Annotated in this window: 14 protein-coding genes and 1 pseudogene; 13 read left to right on the top strand and 2 right to left on the bottom strand. The window is 74.0% G+C overall.

Annotated features, from left to right (window positions below; all coding sequences use genetic code 11):
* The first annotated feature begins 51 nt into the window (after positions 1-51).
* The 12 genes and pseudogenes from QF032_RS17835 to QF032_RS17780 all read left to right on the top strand — a co-directional run bounded on the left by QF032_RS17835 (position 52) and on the right by QF032_RS17780 (position 16,211).
* A complete protein-coding gene (locus QF032_RS17835; protein WP_307056546.1) occupies positions 52-3,063 on the top strand; it encodes an FAD-binding and (Fe-S)-binding domain-containing protein in 3,012 nt (1,003 codons plus the stop codon).
* Positions 3,064-3,182: 119 nt separating this feature from the next.
* Positions 3,183-4,307, top strand: coding sequence for a lipid II:glycine glycyltransferase FemX (locus tag QF032_RS17830; RefSeq protein WP_307056543.1), 1,125 nt, complete (start codon positions 3,183-3,185; stop codon positions 4,305-4,307).
* 154 nt (positions 4,308-4,461) lie between these two features.
* Positions 4,462-5,430, top strand: coding sequence for an EamA family transporter (locus QF032_RS17825; RefSeq protein WP_307056541.1), 969 nt, complete (start codon positions 4,462-4,464; stop codon positions 5,428-5,430).
* Positions 5,431-5,542: 112 nt separating this feature from the next.
* A complete protein-coding gene (locus tag QF032_RS17820; RefSeq protein WP_307056539.1) occupies positions 5,543-5,983 on the top strand; it encodes a hypothetical protein in 441 nt (146 codons plus the stop codon).
* Between the two features lie 114 nt (positions 5,984-6,097).
* Positions 6,098-6,892: a TIGR03084 family metal-binding protein gene (locus QF032_RS17815; protein WP_307043893.1), complete on the top strand. Its 795-nt coding sequence runs from the start codon at positions 6,098-6,100 to the stop codon at positions 6,890-6,892.
* Positions 6,889-8,583 (top strand): acyclic terpene utilization AtuA family protein, encoded by a 1,695-nt coding sequence (locus QF032_RS17810; RefSeq protein WP_307056538.1) that lies wholly within the window; start codon positions 6,889-6,891, stop codon positions 8,581-8,583. The genes QF032_RS17815 and QF032_RS17810 overlap by 4 nt, the downstream gene beginning before the upstream one ends.
* Positions 8,580-10,179, top strand: a pseudogene (locus tag QF032_RS17805) (acyl-CoA carboxylase subunit beta). Before QF032_RS17810 ends, QF032_RS17805 begins: the two are co-directional and overlap by 4 nt.
* A 5-nt stretch (positions 10,180-10,184) precedes the next feature.
* Positions 10,185-12,032, top strand: coding sequence for an acetyl/propionyl/methylcrotonyl-CoA carboxylase subunit alpha (locus tag QF032_RS17800; RefSeq protein WP_307056536.1), 1,848 nt, complete (start codon positions 10,185-10,187; stop codon positions 12,030-12,032).
* Between the two features lie 54 nt (positions 12,033-12,086).
* A complete protein-coding gene (locus QF032_RS17795) occupies positions 12,087-13,226 on the top strand; it encodes an acyl-CoA dehydrogenase family protein (RefSeq protein ID WP_307043884.1) in 1,140 nt (379 codons plus the stop codon).
* A 74-nt stretch (positions 13,227-13,300) separates the two neighbouring features.
* A complete protein-coding gene (locus QF032_RS17790) occupies positions 13,301-14,869 on the top strand; it encodes a 4-coumarate--CoA ligase family protein (RefSeq protein WP_307043882.1) in 1,569 nt (522 codons plus the stop codon).
* Entirely contained in the window at positions 14,866-15,615 is a 750-nt protein-coding gene (locus QF032_RS17785) for an enoyl-CoA hydratase family protein (RefSeq protein WP_307056535.1), read from the top strand. Before QF032_RS17790 ends, QF032_RS17785 begins: the two co-directional genes overlap by 4 nt.
* Positions 15,603-16,211: a TetR/AcrR family transcriptional regulator gene (locus QF032_RS17780; RefSeq protein WP_307043879.1), complete on the top strand. Its 609-nt coding sequence runs from the start codon at positions 15,603-15,605 to the stop codon at positions 16,209-16,211. Before QF032_RS17785 ends, QF032_RS17780 begins: the two co-directional genes overlap by 13 nt.
* Before the next feature lie 73 nt (positions 16,212-16,284).
* Here QF032_RS17780 and pdxH read toward each other — a convergent pair whose 3' ends face one another.
* Positions 16,285-16,914: a pyridoxamine 5'-phosphate oxidase gene (pdxH, locus tag QF032_RS17775; RefSeq protein WP_307050159.1), complete on the bottom strand. Its 630-nt coding sequence runs from the start codon at positions 16,912-16,914 to the stop codon at positions 16,285-16,287.
* A 337-nt stretch (positions 16,915-17,251) separates the two neighbouring features.
* Between pdxH and QF032_RS17770 the strand changes: the two genes are divergently transcribed.
* A complete protein-coding gene (locus QF032_RS17770) occupies positions 17,252-18,352 on the top strand; it encodes a citrate synthase 2 (protein ID WP_306951241.1) in 1,101 nt (366 codons plus the stop codon).
* Positions 18,353-18,417: 65 nt separating this feature from the next.
* Here the strand turns inward: QF032_RS17770 and QF032_RS17765 are convergent, their stop codons facing one another.
* Positions 18,418-19,470, bottom strand: a complete 1,053-nt coding sequence (locus tag QF032_RS17765; protein ID WP_307043877.1) for an isopenicillin N synthase family dioxygenase — start codon at positions 19,468-19,470, stop codon at positions 18,418-18,420.
* Positions 19,471-19,877: the final 407 nt, after the last annotated feature.

The following is a 19,877-nucleotide window of genomic DNA, read 5'->3' as shown; positions in this document are numbered from 1 at the left end:
TCCGTCGGATGAGACGGCGTTTCCGGCGCGCCGTTTTGGTTTCCTGGACGCATGACGGATCTCCAGGAACTCCAGGACCTCGAGGGTGAGCTGCGGCGGGTCGTCCGGGGGGACGTGGATTTCGGGGTGACGGCCCGGGCGCTGGTCACCATGGACGCGTCCAACTACCGGCGTGTCCCGCTCGGCGTCGTCGCGCCGCGGGACGCCGACGACGTGGCGGCCGTCCTGGAGGTGTGCCGGTCGCACGCGGTGCCGGTCGTCGCGCGCGGCGGGGGCACGTCCATCGCGGGCCAGGCGACCGGGACGGGCGTGGTGCTGGACTTCACGCGCCACATGAACCGGCTGGTGTCGCTGGACGCGGGGGCGCGCACGGCCGTCGTGCAGCCGGGGCTGGTGCTCGACCGGTTGCAGGAGGCCGCGGCGCCGCACGGGCTGCGCTTCGGCCCCGACCCGTCCACGCACAGCCGGTGCACGCTCGGCGGGATGATCGGCAACAACGCGTGCGGGTCCCGTTCGGTGGCCTGGGGGACCACGGCGGACAGTGTGCGCGAGCTGTCGGTGCTCACCGCGCGCGGGGACCGGCTGCGGCTCGGACGGGGGTGGGCCGGGGCGCCGGACGGGCTGCGGGCGCTGGTGGAGGGGGACCTCGCGCGGCTGCGGACCGGTTTCCCGGACCTGCCCCGCCGTATCTCCGGGTACGCCCTGGACGCGCTGCTGCCGGAGCGCGGCGCGGACGTCGCCCGCTCGTTCTGCGGTTCCGAAGGCACCTTGGGCGTGCTGACGGAGGCGGTCGTCGCGCTCGTCGAGGCGCCACGCGCGCGTGCTCTCGCGGTGCTCGGGTACGCCGACGAGGGCGCCGCCGCCGAGGCCGCGGCCGGGCTGCTGCCGTACGGGCCGTTCACGGTGGAGGGCATGGCGGCCGACCTGGTGCCGCCCGCCACGGCGGTCGCCCTGCCGCGGGGCGGCGCCTGGCTGTTCGTGGAGACCGGCGGCGGTTCGGTGGACGAGGCACACGCGCGTGCGCGGACGATCGTGCGCGCGGCGGACGCCCTGGACGCGCGGGTGGTGACGGACCCCGCCGGGCAGCGGCTGCTGTGGCGGGTGCGGGAGGACGCCGCCGGCACGGCGACCCGGATGCCCGGGGGCGGCGGTGAGGCGTGGCCCGGCTGGGAGGACTGCGCGGTGCCGCCCGCCCGGCTCGGCGGCTATCTGCGCGACTTCCGCGGGCTGCTCGCGCGCCACGGCCTGCGCGGCACGCCGTACGGGCACTTCGGGGACGGCTGCATCCACGTCCGCATCGATTTCGATCTGCTGTCGGAGGCCGGTGTCGCCCGGTTCCGGCGTTTCTCGGAGGAACTGGCGGACCTGGTCGTGTCGCACGGCGGCTCGCTCTCCGGCGAGCACGGGGACGGGCAGGCGCGGGCCGAACTGCTGCCCCGGATGTACGGGGCGGAGCTCGTCGCGCTGTTCGAGCGGGCGAAGGGCGTGTGGGACCCGGACGACCTGCTCAACCCGGGGATGCTGGTGCGCCCCGCGCCCCTCGACGCCGACCTGCGCTTCTCGGTCCTGCCCCGCGAGCCGGTGGACGTGGCCTTCGGGTACCCGTCCGACGGCGGCGACTTCGCGGCGGCGGTACGCCGGTGCGTGGGGGTCGCGAAGTGCCGTACGACGGCGGGGGCGACGGGACCTGCAGGGGCTGCGGGTGGGGCGGACGCGGCGGGGGTGATGTGCCCGTCGTTCCGGGTCACGGGCCGCGAGGAGCACTCCACGCGCGGCCGGGCCCGACTGCTGCACGAGATGCTGGCCGGCGAGCTGGTGACGGACGGCTGGCGCTCCACGGAGGTCCGGGACGCGCTGGACCTGTGCCTGTCCTGCAAGGGCTGCCGCTCGGACTGCCCGGTCGAGGTCGACATGGCCACCTACAAGGCGGAGTTCCTGCACCACCACTACGCGGGCCGGCGGCGTCCGGCCGCGCACTACAGCATGGGGCGGCTGCCGGTGTGGCTGCGGTGGGCGGCGCGGTTGCGGGCGGCGGCGGCCGTGAACGCGCTGGCGTCCGTGGGACCGCTGGCCCGGCTCGCGAAGCGGGCGGCCGGCATCGCGCCGGAGCGGGCGCTCCCGAGGCTGGCGCGGGAGTCGTTCAGCGCGTGGTGGCGGGGGAGGGAGACGGGGAGCGGGACGGGGGCCGGGTCCGCCCCCGGGTGCGGGTCCGGTGATCCGGGCGACCTGGTCGTCCTGTGGCCCGACACCTTCACCGAGCACCTCTCCCCGTCCGTGGGCCGGGCGGCCGTGCGGGTACTGGAGGCGGCGGGGCTGCGGGTGGCGCTGCCGCCGACGCTGCGGATGCGGGGGCGGCCGGTGGGCGACGGCCGTTCGAGGAGCGCGGCCGCGCTGCTGACCGCCCGCCGGGGCCGGGTCTGCTGCGGGCTGACGTACGTCTCGACCGGCCAGCTCGACCACGCGCGCGTGGTGCTGCGCCGCACGCTCGACCTGATGGAACCGGTGCTGGAGACGGCCGTCCCGGTCGTCGTCCTGGAGCCGAGCTGTGCGGCCGCCCTGCGCACCGACCTGCCCGAGCTGCTGCACGACGACCCGCGCGCGGCCCGCCTGGCCGCCCGCGTCCTCACGTTCGCGGAGGCCCTGGAACGGCACGCCCCCACCTGGACCCCGCCCCGCCTGGACCGTCCGGCGGTCGGCCAGACCCACTGCCACCAGCACGCGGTCCTCGGCGACGCGGCCGACCGGCGGCTGCGCGCGGCAGCGGGTCTCACCGGCGACCTGAGCGGCGGCTGCTGCGGCCTGGCGGGCGACTTCGGCTTCACGGCCGGCCACTTCGAGGTGTCGGCGGCCTGCGCGGAGGAGCAGCTCCTGCCGTCCGTGCGGACCGCTCCGGAGGACGCGCGGGTCCTGGCCGACGGCTACTCCTGCCGCACCCAGCTGGAGCAGCTGGCGGGGGTGCGGGGGAGGCACCTGGCGGAAGTACTGGCGGAGGCTCTGCCGGAGACGCCGACGGGGGAGCCTACGGAGGGTTCCGGCGACGCGGGTGCACCCAAGCGCGCGTAGCGCACGGGGACACGCGGACGCGGGCGGCGTCAGGGCCGCAGGAGCGCGGTGCCGCAATCCTAGGGTGGCCGCAGCGGTCGTACGGCCTGCTGAACGGTCCCTCCCAAGGAGCTCCGCGTATGAGCCTGCGTGTCCAGCCCATCAGCCGTGACGAGCACCTGGCGTTCGTCGCGGGACGCCCCTCCGTCAGCCATATGCAGATCCCCTCGTGGGGCGATGTGAAGCCGGACTGGCGGGCCGAGAGCCTGGGCTGGTTCGACGGGACGGGTGCGCTCGTGGGGGCCGGGCTGGTGCTGCTGCGACCGGTGCCGAGGCTGCGCAGGTACCTGGCGTACCTGCCCGAGGGGCCGGTCGTCGACTGGCAGGCGCCGGATCTCGTCGAGCGCTGGCTGGCGCCGATGCTCGCGCACCTGAAGGGGCGGGGGGCGTTCTCGGTGAAGATGGGCCCGCCCGTCGTCGTACGGCGCTGGAGCGCGGCCGCCGTCAAGGCGGCGATCGCCGCCCCGGACGCCCACCGGCTGGGGGACGTCGAGCCGACCTCGTACGAGCAGGGCGCCCAGGACGTCGCCGACCGGCTGCGCCGGGCCGGCTGGCGGCCGGCCGCGCGGGGCGGCGAGGAGGGTTTCGCGGCGGGCCAGCCGCGCCACGTCTTCCAGGTGCCGTTCGCGGGGCGGTCGCTGGACGACGTCCACAGCGGCCTGAACCAGCAGTGGCGGCGCAACATCAAGAAGGCGGAGAACGCGGGCGTGAAGGTGGTCCGGGGCGGGGTCGAGGACCTGCCGGCGTTCTACGGGCTGTACCTCGAGACGGCCGAGCGCGACCGTTTCGTCCCGCGCCCGCTGTCCTACTTCCAGCGGATGTGGGACGCGCTGAACGCCGAGCATCCCGACCGCATGCGGCTCTACCTCGCGCACCACGACGGCGAGGTCCTCGCCGCGGCCACCATGCTGACCGTCGGCGAGCACGTCTGGTACTCCTACGGCGCCTCCACCGGGCGCAGACGCGAGGTCCAGCCCGGCAACGCCCTGCAGTGGCGCATGATGGCGGACGCCCACGAGCTGGGTGCGGCCGTCTACGACCTGCGGGGGATCACCGACACGCTGGACGAGTCCCATCACCTGCTCGGCCTGCTCCGCTTCAAGGTGGGCACGGGCGGCGAGGCGGTCGAGTACCTGGGCGAGTGGGACTTCCCCCTCAACAAGCTGCTGCACGCGGCACTGAGCCTGTACCTGGCCCGCCGCTGACGGCTTCCCCGTCCACTTGACGGCTTCCCGCCGCCCGGCCGTCTCAGAGCCCGAGACAGTGGCATAAAGGGTTCACACGCCTGACCTGGTCCATTACTCTGAACTCGACAGTGCATCGTGATGAACGAGCCCGAGCCGACCACCAGGACCGCCCGTGACGACCCCCGACACCGCCCCCGCGACCGCGAGCACCGCGGCTCCCCGGCTTCCTGGAGAGGCCCCGGGCCGGTTCGGCTCCCTCGGCCCCGTGGGACTGGTGCTCGCCGGCGGGATCTCGGTTCAGTTCGGCGGCGCGCTCGCGGTGACGCTGATGCCGAGGGCGGGGGCCCTGGGCGTGGTGGCGCTGCGGCTGCTGGTGGCCGCCGTGGTGCTGCTGGTCGTCTGCCGGCCGCGGCTGCGCGGCCACTCGCGCGCCGACTGGGGCACGGTCGTCGTCTTCGGCGTCACGATGGCCGCGATGAACGGCCTGTTCTACCAGGCGCTGGACCGCATCCCACTGGGCCCGGCGGTGACGCTGGAGGTCCTCGGCCCGCTGGCACTATCGGTCGTCGCCTCGCGCCGCGCGCTGAACCTGGTGTGGGCCGCACTGGCCCTCGCGGGCGTGTTCCTGCTCAGCGGCGGGGGCGGCGGTGGCGGTCACGGCGAGGGCGGCGGAGGCTTCGGCGCGCTCGACCCGGCGGGCGTCGCGTTCGCGCTGGGCGCCGGCGCGATGTGGGCGGCGTACATCGTCTTCAGCGCCCGCACCGGCCGGCGGTTCCCGCAGGCGGACGGGCTCGCCCTGGCGATGGCGGTGGGCGCGCTGCTCTTCCTCCCGCTGGGGCTCGTGGAGTCGGGCGCGAAGCTCGCCGACCCGGTGACGCTGGGCCTGGGCGCGGCGGTGGCGATGCTGTCCTCGGTCCTGCCCTACACCCTCGAACTGCTCGCCCTGCGCCGGCTGCCCGCGTCCACCTTCGCGATCCTGATGAGCCTGGAGCCGGCCATCGCCGCCGCCGCGGGCTTCCTCATCCTCGACCAGGCCCTGACCACGGTCCAGGCGGCCGCGATCGCCCTGGTCGTGGCGGCGAGCATGGGCGCGGTGCGGACCCAGGTCGGGCGGCGGAAGCGGGCGGTCCCGGAGGCCTGAGCGGCACCCGCGGGCTGCGGGCGAACGGCACGGGCGGGCGTTGGACGAGGCTTGACGGCGGCTTGACGCCGGCCTGGTGGGGGCCTTCGGCGGGCGGTGACAGCATGCGCCCATGAGCACGTTCTACGAATATTTCAGCGCCCCCGACGATGAGGCGGCGTTCACCGACCTGTTCTGGCGGCAGGTGGAGGAGCGCCCCCTGTCACCCCTGTCCGTGAAGGGCCTCGGCCCCTACGTCGAACTGGGCCAGGGCCAGAGCCTGCTCACCGGTGTGCCCTACGACGAGATCATCCGGCTGCCGCGCTTCTGCCGGTTCCTCACCGACGAGGCGTCGGAGCAGGCGCTGGTGACCGTGACCGACGAGCTGCGGGACGCCGTCGCGACGAGCACGCCCGACCGTTTCCGCGAGGTGGCCGAGCCCTGGTCGCGCATCGAGGAGTTCTCGCCCGGCTGGGACCCGGAATCCCTGGTCAAGTTCCTGACGGATCTGGCGGAGGTGGCCGTCCCGGCGCGCGCGGCGGGGCACCATCTCTACTGCGAGTTCTCCATGTGACGTCACTGCGCGTTCCTCCTGTGACGCCGTCACGGGGTGGCCGGGGCGCGGCCGGCCCATAAATTCATGCAAGCATGCTTGATTGTTTTTTGCGCCGCTGCCATGCTCCACCCCATGGCCGACCCCACCCCCGTACTCGACGACCTCCGTGCCGAAAGCGACGAACTCGACGGCCTGGTGGCCGAATTGGGAGCGGAGCAGTGGGCGCTGCCGACACCCGCGCCCGGCTGGACCGTCGCGCACCAGATCGCGCATCTCGCCTGGACCGACCGTTCCTCCGTGCTGGCCGTGACCGACGGGGACGCCTTCGCCCGTGAGGTCGAGAAGGCGCTGGCCGCGCCCGGCGACTTCGTGGACAACGGCGCCGAGGAGGGGGCCGCGCGGCCGCCCGGGCAGCTCCTCGCGGACTGGCGCGCCGGGCGCGACGCCCTGCAAGCGGCGTTGCGCGCCGCGCCCGCAGGAGCGCGCTTCCCCTGGTACGGCCCGCCGATGGCCGCCGCCTCGATGGCCACCGCACGGCTCATGGAGACCTGGGCCCACGGCCTGGACGTGGCGGACGCGCTGGGGGCGGAGCCCGTGCCCACCGACCGGCTCCGGCACATCGTGCGTCTCGGTGTCCGCACCCGTGACTTCGCGTTCGGCGTGCACGGGCTGCCCACGCCGTTCGAGGAGTTCCGCGTGGAACTGCGCAGCCCCTCGGGGCAGTTGTGGGCGTACGGTCCCGAGGACGCCGACGACCGGGTCACCGGCTCCGCCGTCGACTTCTGCCTCCTGGTGACCCAGCGCGCCCACCGCGCCGACCTCGGCCTGCGCGCCGAGGGCGCCGACGCCGACCGCTGGCTGGACGTCGCCCAGGCCTTCGCGGGGCCGCCCGGCGGCGGCCGTCCGCCGAAGGGGACGGCCGCGTGAGCGTGCTGCGCGTGGGCAACGCCTCCGGCTTCTACGGCGACCGCTTCGACGCACTGCGCGAAATGCTCACCGGCGGCGAGCTGGACGTCGTCACCGGCGACTACCTCGCCGAGCTGACCATGCTGATCCTGGGCCGCGACCGGCTGAAGGACCCCGCCGCCGGCTACGCCCGCACCTTCCTGCGGCAGCTCGAGGAGTGCCTCGGCCTCGCCCACGAACGCGGGGTGCGGATCGTCGCCAACGCCGGCGGCCTCAACCCGGGCGGGCTCGCCGACGCCGTACGGGAATTGGCGGACCGGATCGGCATCCCGGTGCGCGTCGCGCACGTCGAGGGCGACGACGTCGGCCCCCGGTGGCCCGGCAGCCTCACCGCCCACGCCTACCTCGGCGGTTTCGGCATCGCCGCCTGTCTGCGCGAGGGCGCGGACGTCGTCGTCACCGGGCGGGTCACCGACGCGGCCCTGGTCACCGGGCCCGCCGCCGCCCACTTCGGCTGGAGGCCTCGGGAGTACGACCGTCTCGCGGGCGCGGTCGTCGCCGGACACGTCCTGGAGTGCGGGACGCAGGCGACGGGCGGCAACTACGCGTTCTTCGCCGACGGCGGCGCCGGCCGTGACCTGCGCCGGCCCGGCTTCCCGCTCGCCGAGATCCACGAGGACGGCAGCTGCGTCATCACCAAGCACCCCGGCACGGGCGGCTTCGTCGACGTCGGCACGGTGACCGCCCAGCTGCTGTACGAGACGGGCGGCGCCCGGTACGCGGGCCCCGACGTCACGGCCCGGCTGGACACCGTCCGGCTCACCCAGGACGGCCCGGACCGGGTGCGGATCGACGGCGTGCGCGGCGAGGCCCCGCCACCGGCCCTCAAGGTCGGCCGCACCCGCCTCGGCGGCTTCCGCAACGAGGTCGTCTTCGTGCTCACCGGCCTCGACATCGAGGCCAAGGCGGCGCTGGTGCGCGAGCAGATGACCGATGCGCTCGCCAAGTCGCCTCCAGCACAGGTCCGTTGGGAGCTCGTCCGCACCGACCGGCCCGACGCCGACACCGAGGAGACCGCCGGCGCGCTGCTCCGACTCGTCGTACGCGACCCCGAACAGGCCGTCGTCGGGCGGGCGTTGAGCGGGGCGGCCGTCGAGCTGGCGCTGGCCAGTTACCCCGGCTTCCATCTGCTCGCACCCCCCGGCAAGGGCTCCCCGTACGGCGTGTTCGAGGCCTCGTCCGTCCCGCAGGGGGACGTCGAGCACGTCGCCGTCCTGCACGACGGCCGCCGCCTGACCGTCCCCGCGCCGCCCGCCGACGGCACCCGCCCGCTCGAGGCGGCGCCGGAACCCGGCCTGCCCGAGCCGCTGCCGCCCGGCCCCGTGCGGCGCGCGCCCCTCGGGCTGGTCGCCGGCGCCCGCAGCGGCGACAAGGGCGGCGACGCCAACGTCGGCGTCTGGGCGCGGACGGACGAGGCCTGGCGCTGGCTCGCCCACGAGCTGACGACCGACCGACTGCGCGAACTCCTCCCCGAGTGCCGCACCCTGACCGTCACCCGGCACGTCCTGCCCCGGCTGCGGGCCCTGAACTTCGTCGTCGAGGGCGTCCTCGGCGAAGGCGTGGCCGCCCGACACCGCTTCGACCCGCAGGCCAAGGCGCTCGGCGAATGGCTGCGCTCCCGCTGTCTGGACATCCCGGAGGCCCTCCTTTGACGGTCATCACGTCCGCCCTGGACACCCACGGCCCCGACTACCGCGCCCACCGCGACGCCATGCTCGGCAAGCTGGCCGGTCTCGACGCCGAGCACGCGAAGGCGCTGGCCGGCGGCGGCGAGAAGTACGTCGCCCGGCACCGCGCGCGCGGCAAGCTCCTCGCCCGCGAGCGCGTCGAGCTGCTCCTCGATCCCGACACGCCGTTCCTGGAACTGTCGTCGCTGGCCGCCTGGGGCAGCGATCACACCGTCGGCGCGTCCCTCGTGACCGGCATCGGCGTCGTCGAGGGCGTGGAGTGCCTGATCACCGCCAACGACCCCACCGTGCGGGGCGGCGCCAGCAACCCCTGGTCGCTGAAGAAGGCCCTGCGGGCCAACGACATCGCGCTCGCCAACCGGCTGCCCTGCATCAGCCTCGTCGAGTCGGGCGGCGCCGACCTGCCGTCCCAGAAGGAGATCTTCATTCCGGGCGGGGCCGTCTTCCGCGACCTGACCCGGCTCTCCGCCGCCGGTATCCCGACCGTCGCCGTGGTCTTCGGCAACTCGACCGCGGGCGGCGCCTACGTCCCCGGCATGTCCGACCACGTGATCATGGTCAAGGAGCGGGCGAAGGTGTTCCTCGGCGGGCCGCCGCTGGTGAAGATGGCCACCGGGGAGGAGAGCGACGACGAGTCCCTGGGCGGCGCGGAGATGCACGCGCGCGTGTCCGGCCTCGCCGACCACTTCGCCGTCGACGAGCGGGACGCGCTGCGCCAGGCGCGCCGCGTGGTGGCCCGCCTCAACCACCGCAAGGCGTACCCGGACCCGGGCCCGGCCGTCCCTCCGAAGTATGACGAGGAAGAGCTCCTGGGCATCGTCCCCGGGGACCTGCGCACCCCCTTCGACCCGCGCGAGGTGATCGCCCGGATCGTCGACGCCTCCGACTTCGACGAGTTCAAGCCCCTCTACGGGACGAGCCTCGTCACCGGCTGGGCGACCCTGCACGGCTACCCGGTCGGCATCCTGGCCAACGCCCAGGGCGTCCTGTTCAGCGCCGAGTCGCAGAAGGCCGCCCAGTTCATCCAGCTCGCCAACCAGCGCGACATCCCACTGCTCTTCCTGCACAACACCACCGGATACATGGTCGGCCGGGAGTACGAGCAGGGCGGCATCATCAAGCACGGCGCCATGATGATCAACGCCGTGTCCAACTCGAGGGTCCCGCACCTGTCGGTGCTCATGGGCGCGTCGTACGGCGCCGGCCACTACGGCATGTGCGGACGCGCCTACGACCCCCGCTTCCTGTTCGCCTGGCCGAGCGCGAAGTCGGCGGTGATGGGCCCGCAGCAGCTCGCCGGCGTCCTGTCGATCGTCGCCCGCCAGTCGGCGGCCGCGAAGGGCCACCCCTACGACGAGGACGCGCGACGCCGCCCTGCGCGCCATGGTGGAGCAGCAGATCGAGTCCGAGTCGCTGCCCATGTTCCTGTCGGGGCGGCTGTACGACGACGGCGTCATCGACCCGCGCGACACCCGCACCGTCCTCGGACTGTGCCTGTCGGCCGTGCACACGGCCCCGTACGAGGGCGCCCGCGGCGGCTTCGGCGTCTTCCGGATGTGAGGCTCATGATTACTTCCGTTCTGGTGGCCAACCGCGGCGAGATCGCCTGCCGCGTCTTCCGCACCTGCCGCGAGGCGGGCGTGCGCACCGTCGCCGTCCACTCGGACGCCGACGCCGGAGCGCTCCACACGCGGGTGGCCGACACGGCCGTACGGCTGCCCGGCAGCTCGCCCGCGGACACCTATCTGCGCGCCGACCTCGTGGTGAAGGCCGCCGTCGCCGCGGGCGCGGACGCCGTGCACCCCGGCTACGGCTTCCTGTCCGAGAACGCCGACTTCGCGCGCGCCGTCCTGGACGCGGGCCTCGTCTGGATCGGGCCGCCGCCCCAGGCGATCGAGGCCATGGCGTCCAAGACGCGCGCCAAACAGCTCATGGGCCTCACCCCCCTGGCCGCGGACGCGGTGACGGAGGCCGACCTGCCCGTGCTGGTGAAGGCGGCGGCGGGAGGCGGCGGGCGCGGCATGCGCGTGGTGCGCCGCCTGACGGAGCTGGGCCCCGCGCTGGAGGGCGCGCGCGCCGAGGCCGCGAGCGCCTTCGGCGACGGCGAGGTGTTCGTCGAGCCGTACGTGGAGAACGGCCGCCATGTCGAGGTGCAGATCCTCGCCGACACGCACGGCACGGTGTGGGCGCTCGGCACCCGCGACTGCTCGCTGCAGCGCCGCCACCAGAAGGTGATCGAGGAGGCGCCGGCGCCGGGCCTCGCCGAGCCCCTGGCGGAGGAACTGCGCGCGCTGGCCGTGCGCGCCGCACGGGCCGTCTCCTACGTCGGCGCCGGCACCGTCGAGTTCCTCGTCGCGGACGGCCGCCCGCACTTCCTGGAGATGAACACCCGCCTCCAGGTCGAACACCCCGTCACGGAGGCCGTCTTCGGGCTCGACCTGGTGGCCGAGCAGATCCGGGTCGCGGAGGGCGCCGCCCTCGCCCCCGAGCCGCCGCCCGCGCGCGGTCACGCCGTCGAGGCCCGCCTCTACGCCGAGGACCCGGCGGCCGACTGGACCCCGCAGACCGGCGTCCTGCACCGCCTGTCCGTCCCCGGGGGCGTCCGGCTCGACACCGGCTACGGCGACGGCGACGACATCGGCGTCCACTACGACCCGATGCTCGCCAAGGTCGTCGCCCACGCCCCCACGCGGGCGGAGGCGATCCGCCGGCTCGCGGGCGCCCTGGAACGCACGGTCCTGCACGGGCCGGTCACCAACCGCGACCTGCTGGTCCGCTCCCTGCGGCACCCGGAGTTCACGTCCGCCCGCATGGACACCGGCTTCTACGACCGGCACCTCGGCGAGCTGACCGCCCCGGCGTCCGACCCGTACGCCCCGCTGGCCGCCGCCCTCGCCGACGCCGGCACCCGCTCACCGTTCGGCGGCTGGCGCAACGTGCCGTCCCAGCCGCAGACGAAGCGGTACGCGGTGGGCGGCGAGGAGATCGAGGTGGCGTACGAACACGGCCGGTCCGGACTCATGGCCGAGGGCGTCCAGATCGTCCACGCGACGCCGTCCCTGGTCGTCCTGGAGTCCGACGGTGTGCGCCGCCGCTACGAGATCGCCCGCTACGGCGACCAGGTCCACGTCAACGGTGAGACCCTCACGTCTCTCCCGCGCTTCCCGGCCCCGCAGGCCCAGCACGCCCCCGGCTCCCTCCTGGCCCCGATGCCGGGCACGGTCGTCAAGCTCGCGCCCGGTCTCATCACCGGATCGAGTGTCGAAGCGGGTGAACCGCTGGTGTGGCTCGAAGCGATGAAGATGCAACACGTCATCCCCGCCCCGGCGACGGGGACGGTGACGGCGGTCCGGGTGAGGGAAGGACAGCAGGTCCAGGTCGGCGCCCTGCTGGCCGTAGTGCAGGACACCTAGGGGCGCGGGGACTCCGCGACCGGCCACGACGAACCCGCAGCCAAAGGAGCCACAGTGACGACCCTGATCGAGTCCGACGAACACAAGGCACTCCGCAAGGCGGTCTCGTCCTTCGCCAGGAGCCACGCCCACGCCACCCAGGACGACGGGCTCTGGCAGGCCGCCGCCAAGCTCGGCTACATCGGCGTCAACCTCCCCGAGGCCTACGGAGGCGGAGGCGGCGGCATCACCGAACTCTCCCTCGTCCTCGAAGAGATGGGCGCCGCGGGCAACCCGCTCCTCATGATGATCGTCTCCCCGGCGATCTGCGGCACGGTCATCGCCCGTTTCGGCACCGAGGCCCAGAAGCAGGAGTGGCTCCCCGCGCTGGCCGACGGCAGCCGGCTCATGGCGTTCGGCATCACCGAACCCGACGCCGGCTCCAACAGCCACCGCATCACCACCACCGCCCGCCGCGACCCCGCGAGCGGCGACTGGCTGCTGACCGGCCGCAAGGTCTTCGTCTCCGGCGTGGACATCGCCGACGCCACACTGATCGTCGGCCGCACCGAGGACGCCCGCACGGGCCGCCTCAAGCCCTGCCTGTTCATCGTCCCGCGCGACGCGCCCGGCTTCACCCGCCGCCGGATCGACATGGAACTGGACAGCGTGGAGAAGCAGTTCGAACTCGTCCTGGACGATGTGCGGCTCCCGGCGCGGGCCCTCGTCGGCGAGGAGGACGCGGGCCTGCTCCAGCTCTTCGCCGGACTCAACCCCGAACGCGTCATGACGGCCGCCTTCGCGATCGGCATGGGCCGCCACGCGCTCTCCCGCGCCGTCGAGTACGCGCGCGAACGCACCGTCTGGGACACCCCCATCGGCGCCCACCAGGCCATCGCGCACCCCCTCGCACAGGCCCACATCGACCTCGAACTGGCCCGCCTGATGATGCAGAAGGCGGCCCTCCTGTACGACGCGGGCGACGACGCGGGCGCGGGCGAGGCCGCCAACATGGCCAAGTACGCGGCGGGAGAGGCCTGTGTGAAGGCGGTCGACCAGGCCGTGCACACTCTCGGCGGCAACGGCCTCACGCGCGAGTTCGGCCTCGCCCGGTTGATAACGGCCTCCCGCGTGGCTCGTATCGCCCCGGTGAGCCGGGAGATGATCCTCAACTACGTCTCCCACCAGACCCTGGGCCTGCCCAGGTCGTACTGAACCGGCTCGACGGCCACACCGGCCCGAAGCGCCCGAACCGGCACACCCGCGTGCCCGGCGCCCGAGGAGGAACCATGTTCCGCAGCGAGTACGCAGACGTCCCGCCCATAGAACTCCCCATCCACGACGCCGTGCTGGGCCGCGCCGCCGAGTTCGGGGAGCTGCCCGCCCTCGTCGACGGCACGGACGGCACCACCCTCACGTACGACCAGCTGGACCGCTTCCACCGGCGGGTCGCCGCGGCCCTCGCCGAGGCCGGGGTCGTCAAGGGCGACGTGCTGGCCCTGCACAGCCCCAACACCGTCGCGTTCCCGATCGCCTTCTACGCGGCCACCCGCGCGGGCGCCACCGTCACCACGGTGCATCCGCTCGCCACCGCCGAGGAGTTCGCCAAACAGCTCGGCGACTCGGCCGCCCGCTGGATCGTCACCGTCTCGCCACTGCTGCAGACGGCCCGCCGGGCCGCCGAACTCGCGGGCGGCGTCGAGGAGATCTTCGTCTGCGACAGCGCCCCCGGACACCGCTCGCTGGTCGACATGCTCGGCTCGACGGCCTCCGAGCCGCAGGTCGCCATCGACCCGGTGGCGGACGTCGCGGCCCTGCCGTACTCCTCCGGCACCACCGGCGTCCCCAAGGGCGTCATGCTCACCCACCGGCAGATCGCCACCAACCTCGCCCAGCTCGAACCGGCGATCTCCGCCGGCCCCGGCGACCGCATCCTCGCCGTGCTGCCCTTCTTCCACATCTACGGCCTCACCGCCCTGATGAACGCCCCGCTGCGGCACGGCGCCACCGTCGTCGTCCTGCCCCGCTTCGACCTCGAGACGTTCCTCGCCGCCATCCAGAAGCACCGGATCACCGGCCTGTACGTGGCGCCGCCCATCGTCCTCGCCCTCGCCAAGCACCCGGCGGTCGCCGCCTACGACCTGACGTCACTGAAGTACGTGATCAGCGCCGCCGCACCACTGGACGCCGACCTCGCCGCCGCCTGCGCCGAGCGCCTGAACCTCCCGCCCGTGGGCCAGGCCTACGGCATGACGGAACTGTCGCCGGGCACCCACGTCGTCCCGCTGTCCGCCATGCGCGAGGCGCCCGGCGGCACCGTCGGCCGCCTCATCGCCGGCACCGAGATGCGGATCGTCTCCCTCGACGATCCCGGCAAGGATCTCGGCGTCGGCGAAGCCGGCGAGATCCTCATCCGCGGCCCGCAGATCATGAAGGGCTACCTCGGCCGCCCCGACGCCACCGCCGACATGATCGACGACGCCGGCTGGCTGCACACCGGCGACGTCGGGCGGGTCGACGAGGACGGTTGGCTGTTCGTCGTCGACCGCGTCAAGGAACTCATCAAGTACAAGGGCTTCCAGGTCGCCCCCGCCGAACTCGAGGCGCTGCTGCTCACCCACCCGCAGATCGCGGACGCGGCCGTCATCGGCGTCTACGACGACGACGGCAACGAGGTCCCGCACGCCTTCGTGGTCCGCAGGCCCACCGCCCCCGAACTCGCCGCGGGCGAGGTCGCGATGTACGTCGCCGAACGGGTCGCCCCCTACAAGCGCGTCCGCCACGTCACCTTCGTCGACGCCGTCCCCAGAGCCGCCTCGGGCAAGATCCTCCGCCGAAAGCTGCGGGAGCGCGCATGACGACGGCCACGGCGCCCTTGATCGGACGCACCCGCGCGCGCGGCGTCGAGACGCTCAGCCTCGACGCGCCAGCCACCCGCAACGCCCTCTCCTCGGCGCTCGTCGGCGCCCTCGCCGGCGCCCTCGCGGACTGTGCCGAGGACTCCGGCGTCCGCGCGGTCGTCCTCACCCACACCGGCGGCACCTTCTGCGCCGGCGCCGACCTGCGCGACCCGCCCCACCCGGACGCGTTCGTCGGCCTGCTGCGCCGGATCGTCGCCCTGCCCAAACCGGTCGTCGCCCGCGTCACCGGGCACGTACGCGCCGGCGGACTCGGCCTGCTCGCCGCCTGCGACGTCACCGCCGCCGCCACCGCGTCCACCTTCGCCTTCACGGAGGTGCGGATCGGCGTGGCGCCGGCGGTGATCTCCCTGCCGCTGCTCCCGCGCACCGACCCGCGGGCCGTCGCCCGCTACTACCTCACCGGCGAGCGCTTCGACGCCCCCGAGGCCGCCCGGATCGGCCTGCTGACCGCGGCCGGCGACGACGTCGACGCCGTCCTCACCCCCGTCCTGGAGGGACTCCGCAGATCCGCCCCGCAGGCCCTCGCCGAGACGAAACGGCTGCTCACGGCTAGGGTGCTGGAGGCATTCGACCGGGATGCCGCCGATCTCACCGCACTCTCGGCCCGGTTGTTCTCCACCGCCGAGGCCCGCGAGGGGATGACGGCCTTCCTCGAACGACGGGATCCCGCATGGGCACTGTGAGCGCGGTGGACCGCGACCGTGTCCCCAAGCAGGACCGCAGCCGGGCCACCCGGCAGCGGCTGCTGGAGGCTGCCGTGGCCTGCCTCGGCGAGCACGGCTGGGCGGGCTCCACGGTCTCCGTCGTCGCCGAACGCGCGGGCGTCTCCCGCGGCGCCGCCCAGCACCACTTCCCCACCCGCGAGGACCTGTTCACCGCCGCCGTCGAGTACGTCGCCGAGGAACGCTCGACGGCGTTGCGCGCCCTGTTCCCGCAGGGCGCGGCCGGCGACCGGCGCGCGGTCGTCGCCGCCCTCGTCGACCTCTACACCGGCCCCCTCTTCCGGGCCGCCCTTCACCTGTGGGTGGCCGCCTCCAACGAGGAGCAGCTGCGCCCGCGGGTCACCGAGCTGGAGGCCCGGGTGGGCCGCGAGACCCACCGCATAGCCGTGGAGCTCCTCGGCGCCGACGAGTCCGTGCCCGGGGTCCGCGAGAGGGTCCAGGGACTCCTCGACATGGCTCGCGGCCTCGGCCTCGCCAACCTCCTCACCGACGACGGGCCGCGCCGCGACCGGGTGGTGGCGCAGTGGGCGGCGCTGCTGGACGAGGCGCTCGGCTGAAGGCGGTGCCGAGCGTGCCGCGCCCCCTCGGAAGGCTGAACAGCCCCGGTCTCAGGAGCTGGGCCGCGCCGTCTCACGGGCTGAGTCGCTCCACGCGCCAGCTGCCGTCCGGCTCCGCCACGTACCGCAGGCGGTCGTGCAGGCGGTTCAGCCGGCCCTGCCAGAACTCCACGGACTGCGGCGCCACCCGGAACCCGCCCCAGTGCGGCGGCACCGGCACCTGCTCGCCCTCCGGGTAGCGGGCCGCCAGCTCGGCGTAGGAGGCGTCGAGACCGTCGCGCGAGGCGATCACCGAGGACTGGGCGCTGGCCCAGGCGCCGAGCTGGGAGCCGTGCGGCCGGGTGCGGAAGTACGCCGCCGTCTCGTCGCGCCCGGTGCGCCGCGCCACGCCCCGCACGATGACCTGCCGGGCCATCGGATGCCACGGGAAGAGCAGCGAGACGTGCGGGTTCGCGGCCAGGTCGCGGGCCTTGCGGGAGTCGTAGTTGGTGTAGAAGACGAAGCCCTTCTCGTCGAACTGCTTCAGCAGCACCGTGCGGGAGCTCGGCCGGCCCTCCGCGTCCGCGGTGGAGACCACCATGGCGTTCGGCTCGAAGAGGCGGGCCTCCACGGCCGCGTCCTTGAACCAGCGGGCGAACTGCTCCACGGGCGTCGCGGCCAGCTCGGCCTCGGTGATTCCCTCGACCCGGTACTGCTTGCGCATGGCGGCGGGGTCGAGCGCGGGACCGGGACCGGCACCGGGGCCCGGTCCGGGGGAGGCGGCGTCTGCGTCGGTCACACGGTCATCCTGCCGTATGGCCCGCCGAGGCGGACGACCCGCCCGGCCCGCACCGAATGGCACTGAGTGCCGCTGACACTCCCCAAAGGTGGCACTCGCGGATAGGGTGAGATGCCACCCCGGTCGGGTGACCGCCAGCCCTACGGGGCAACACTGGGGAGAGCGCCAGGACCGCGAGTCCCCGCACGTCGACCCGGCTCGACGCGTCCCGGACCGCGGATCCGCCGGCGCCATCCGTCGCACACTCACGAGGAGCCGCCTGATGTCCGACTTCGTACCCGGACTCGAAGGAGTCGTCGCGTTCGAGACGGAGATCGCCGAACCCGACAAGGAGGGCGGCGCCCTGCGGTACCGGGGCGTCGACATCGAGGACCTGGTCGGCCATGTCTCCTTCGGCAACGTCTGGGGCCTGCTCGTGGACGGCGCCTTCAACCCCGGCCTGCCGCCCGCCGAGCCGTTCCCGATCCCCGTCCACTCCGGTGACATCCGCGTCGACGTCCAGTCCGCGCTCGCCATGCTCGCGCCCGTCTGGGGCCTCAAGCCCCTCCTCGACATCGACGCCGAGCAGGCCCGCGAGGACCTCGCCCGCGCCGCCGTCATGGCCCTGTCCTACGTCGCCCAGTCGGCGCGCGGCCAGGGCACGCCCATGGTCCCCCAGCGGGAGATCGACAAGGCCCGCTCCGTCGTCGAACGGTTCATGATCCGCTGGCGCGGCGAGCCCGACCCCAAGCACGTCAAGGCGGTCGACGCCTACTGGACGTCCGCGGCCGAACACGGCATGAACGCGTCCACCTTCACCGCCCGGGTGATCGCCTCCACCGGCGCCGACGTCGCCGCCGCGCTCTCCGGTGCCGTGGGCGCCATGTCCGGCCCGCTGCACGGCGGCGCCCCGTCCCGCGTCCTCGGCATGATCGAGGAGATCGAGCGCACCGGGGACGCCGACGCCTACGTCCGGCAGGCCCTCGACAGGGGCGAGCGCCTGATGGGCTTCGGCCACCGCGTCTACCGCGCCGAGGACCCCCGCGCGCGCGTGCTGCGCCGCACCGCCCGCGAGCTCGGCGCGCCCCGCTTCGAGATCGCCGAAGCCCTGGAGAAGGCCGCCCTCGCCGAGCTGCACGCCCGCCGCCCGGACCGGGTCCTCGCGACGAACGTCGAGTTCTGGGCGGCCATCGTGCTGGACTTCGCCGAGGTCCCGGCGCACATGTTCACCTCCATGTTCACCTGCGCTCGCACGGCCGGCTGGTCGGCGCACATCCTGGAGCAGAAGCGCACCGGCCGCCTGGTCCGCCCGTCGGCCCGCTACATCGGCCCCGGCTCCCGCAACCCCCGGGAGATCGAGGGCTACGGCGACATCGCGAACTGAGCCGAACCGCGGGGATCACCCGGGATCACCCGGGATCAACCGGGATCACCCGGGATCACCCGGGATCACGCGGGGCTGAGCAGCTCCGCGTGATGCCGCTCGGCCACCAGCGGGTGGGCGCGCAGCTTTCCCTTCAGCTCGTTGAAGCCGTACTCGGCGAAGAGCGGGTTGGCGGGGTCGTCGGTCACCCCGGGCGCGGCGGAGGCGTGCGGGAAGGGCAGCGGCTCGATGCGGGCGTCCAGGCGCGGGTTGTAGAAGAACGGCACGGAGTACCGCTCCACCGCGCTCGGCGGTGACACCACCCGGTGGTTGGTGGCCAGGAGATACCCGTTCGTCGCCACCTCCAGCAGCTCTCCGAGGTTCACCACGAAGGCGCCGTCCAGCGGCGGAACGTCGTGGAAGCGCCCGTCCTCGCGCTGCACCTGGAGCCCGCCCACCCGGTCCTGGAGGAGCAGCGTCAGGAACCCGTAGTCCTTGTGGGCCCCCACCCCCTGACCGGTCCCGTCCCCCGCGCTCCCGGGATACCGCACCAGCTTCAGGTGCGGGTGGGCCCGCTCCCCGAAGACCGGGTCGTAGAAGTCCGCGGGCGCCCCGACGGCGGCGAGCAACTCGTGCAACAGCTTCTCGGCGACGGCGCTCAGCCGCTCGATCCAGGCGAGTGCCGCGGTGCGCAGCGCGGGCAGGCCGCCGGGCCACTGGTTGGGCCCCTGGAGCCACCAGTACGCGGGTTCGTCCGGTCCCGGTGTCCGCGCGGGCCGCTCCGCCCCGATGTCGAGCTGGTCCCGCCAGTCCTGCCGGCCGCCGGTCCGCTCGTCGCCGGTCCGCGTGTATCCGCGGAAGTGCGGCGAGTTCACGTTGTCGATCGCGAGCCGCTCGGCCTCGGGCAGCGCGAAGAAGGCCCGCATGGCGGTCAGCAGGTCCTCGGTCTCGCGCCGGCCGATCCCGTGGCCGACCAGCTGGAAGAAGCCCACGTCGTGCGCGGCGCCATGCAGCCGCTCGTGCAGCAGTTTCCGCGCCCGGGGTCCGCGGTCTGCGTCGGAGAGATCGATGACCGGCAGTTGCCGGTAGGACGGTTCGGCCTGGTCGGCGCGGTGCGGGAGGGGGGTCACGCTCGTCATGGTGCGTCCGTGGGTGTACGGGGCCCGCGGCCGGCGTGGGGTGGGCCGGCCCATGGGTGCCAGGTGGGCAGAGACGGGGAAACGCCGGAACGCGGACAACCGCGGAAAACTCCGGAGAAGCGCGGAGAAACAGCGGGAACCGCGGAGAAACAGCGAGAAGCGCGGGAACGCGGGCGCGGTGAGAACCGCGAGGGGGCCGGAAGGCTCAGAGGGAGCGTCGACAGCCCATGCTCGTGACGCGGACGTAGTCCACATGGCGGCGTCGTACGAGCGAAAGCATGCCGCCAGAGTACTGCGCGACGGGAAAACCGTGCGTGGCGGGGATCACACGCCGAAGGAATCACGGGAACGGGGCCGGAGGGCGCCGTCCCGCTCCGAACGGAGCGTGAACGCAGGCGACCCGCGAG

Origin of the sequence: Streptomyces achromogenes, assembly GCF_030816715.1 — a bacterium.
GTDB classification, from domain to species: Bacteria; Actinomycetota; Actinomycetes; order Streptomycetales; family Streptomycetaceae; genus Streptomyces; species Streptomyces achromogenes_A.
Note: the sequence above shows the minus strand (reverse complement) of the source record. Positions and strands in the feature narration are given on the sequence as shown.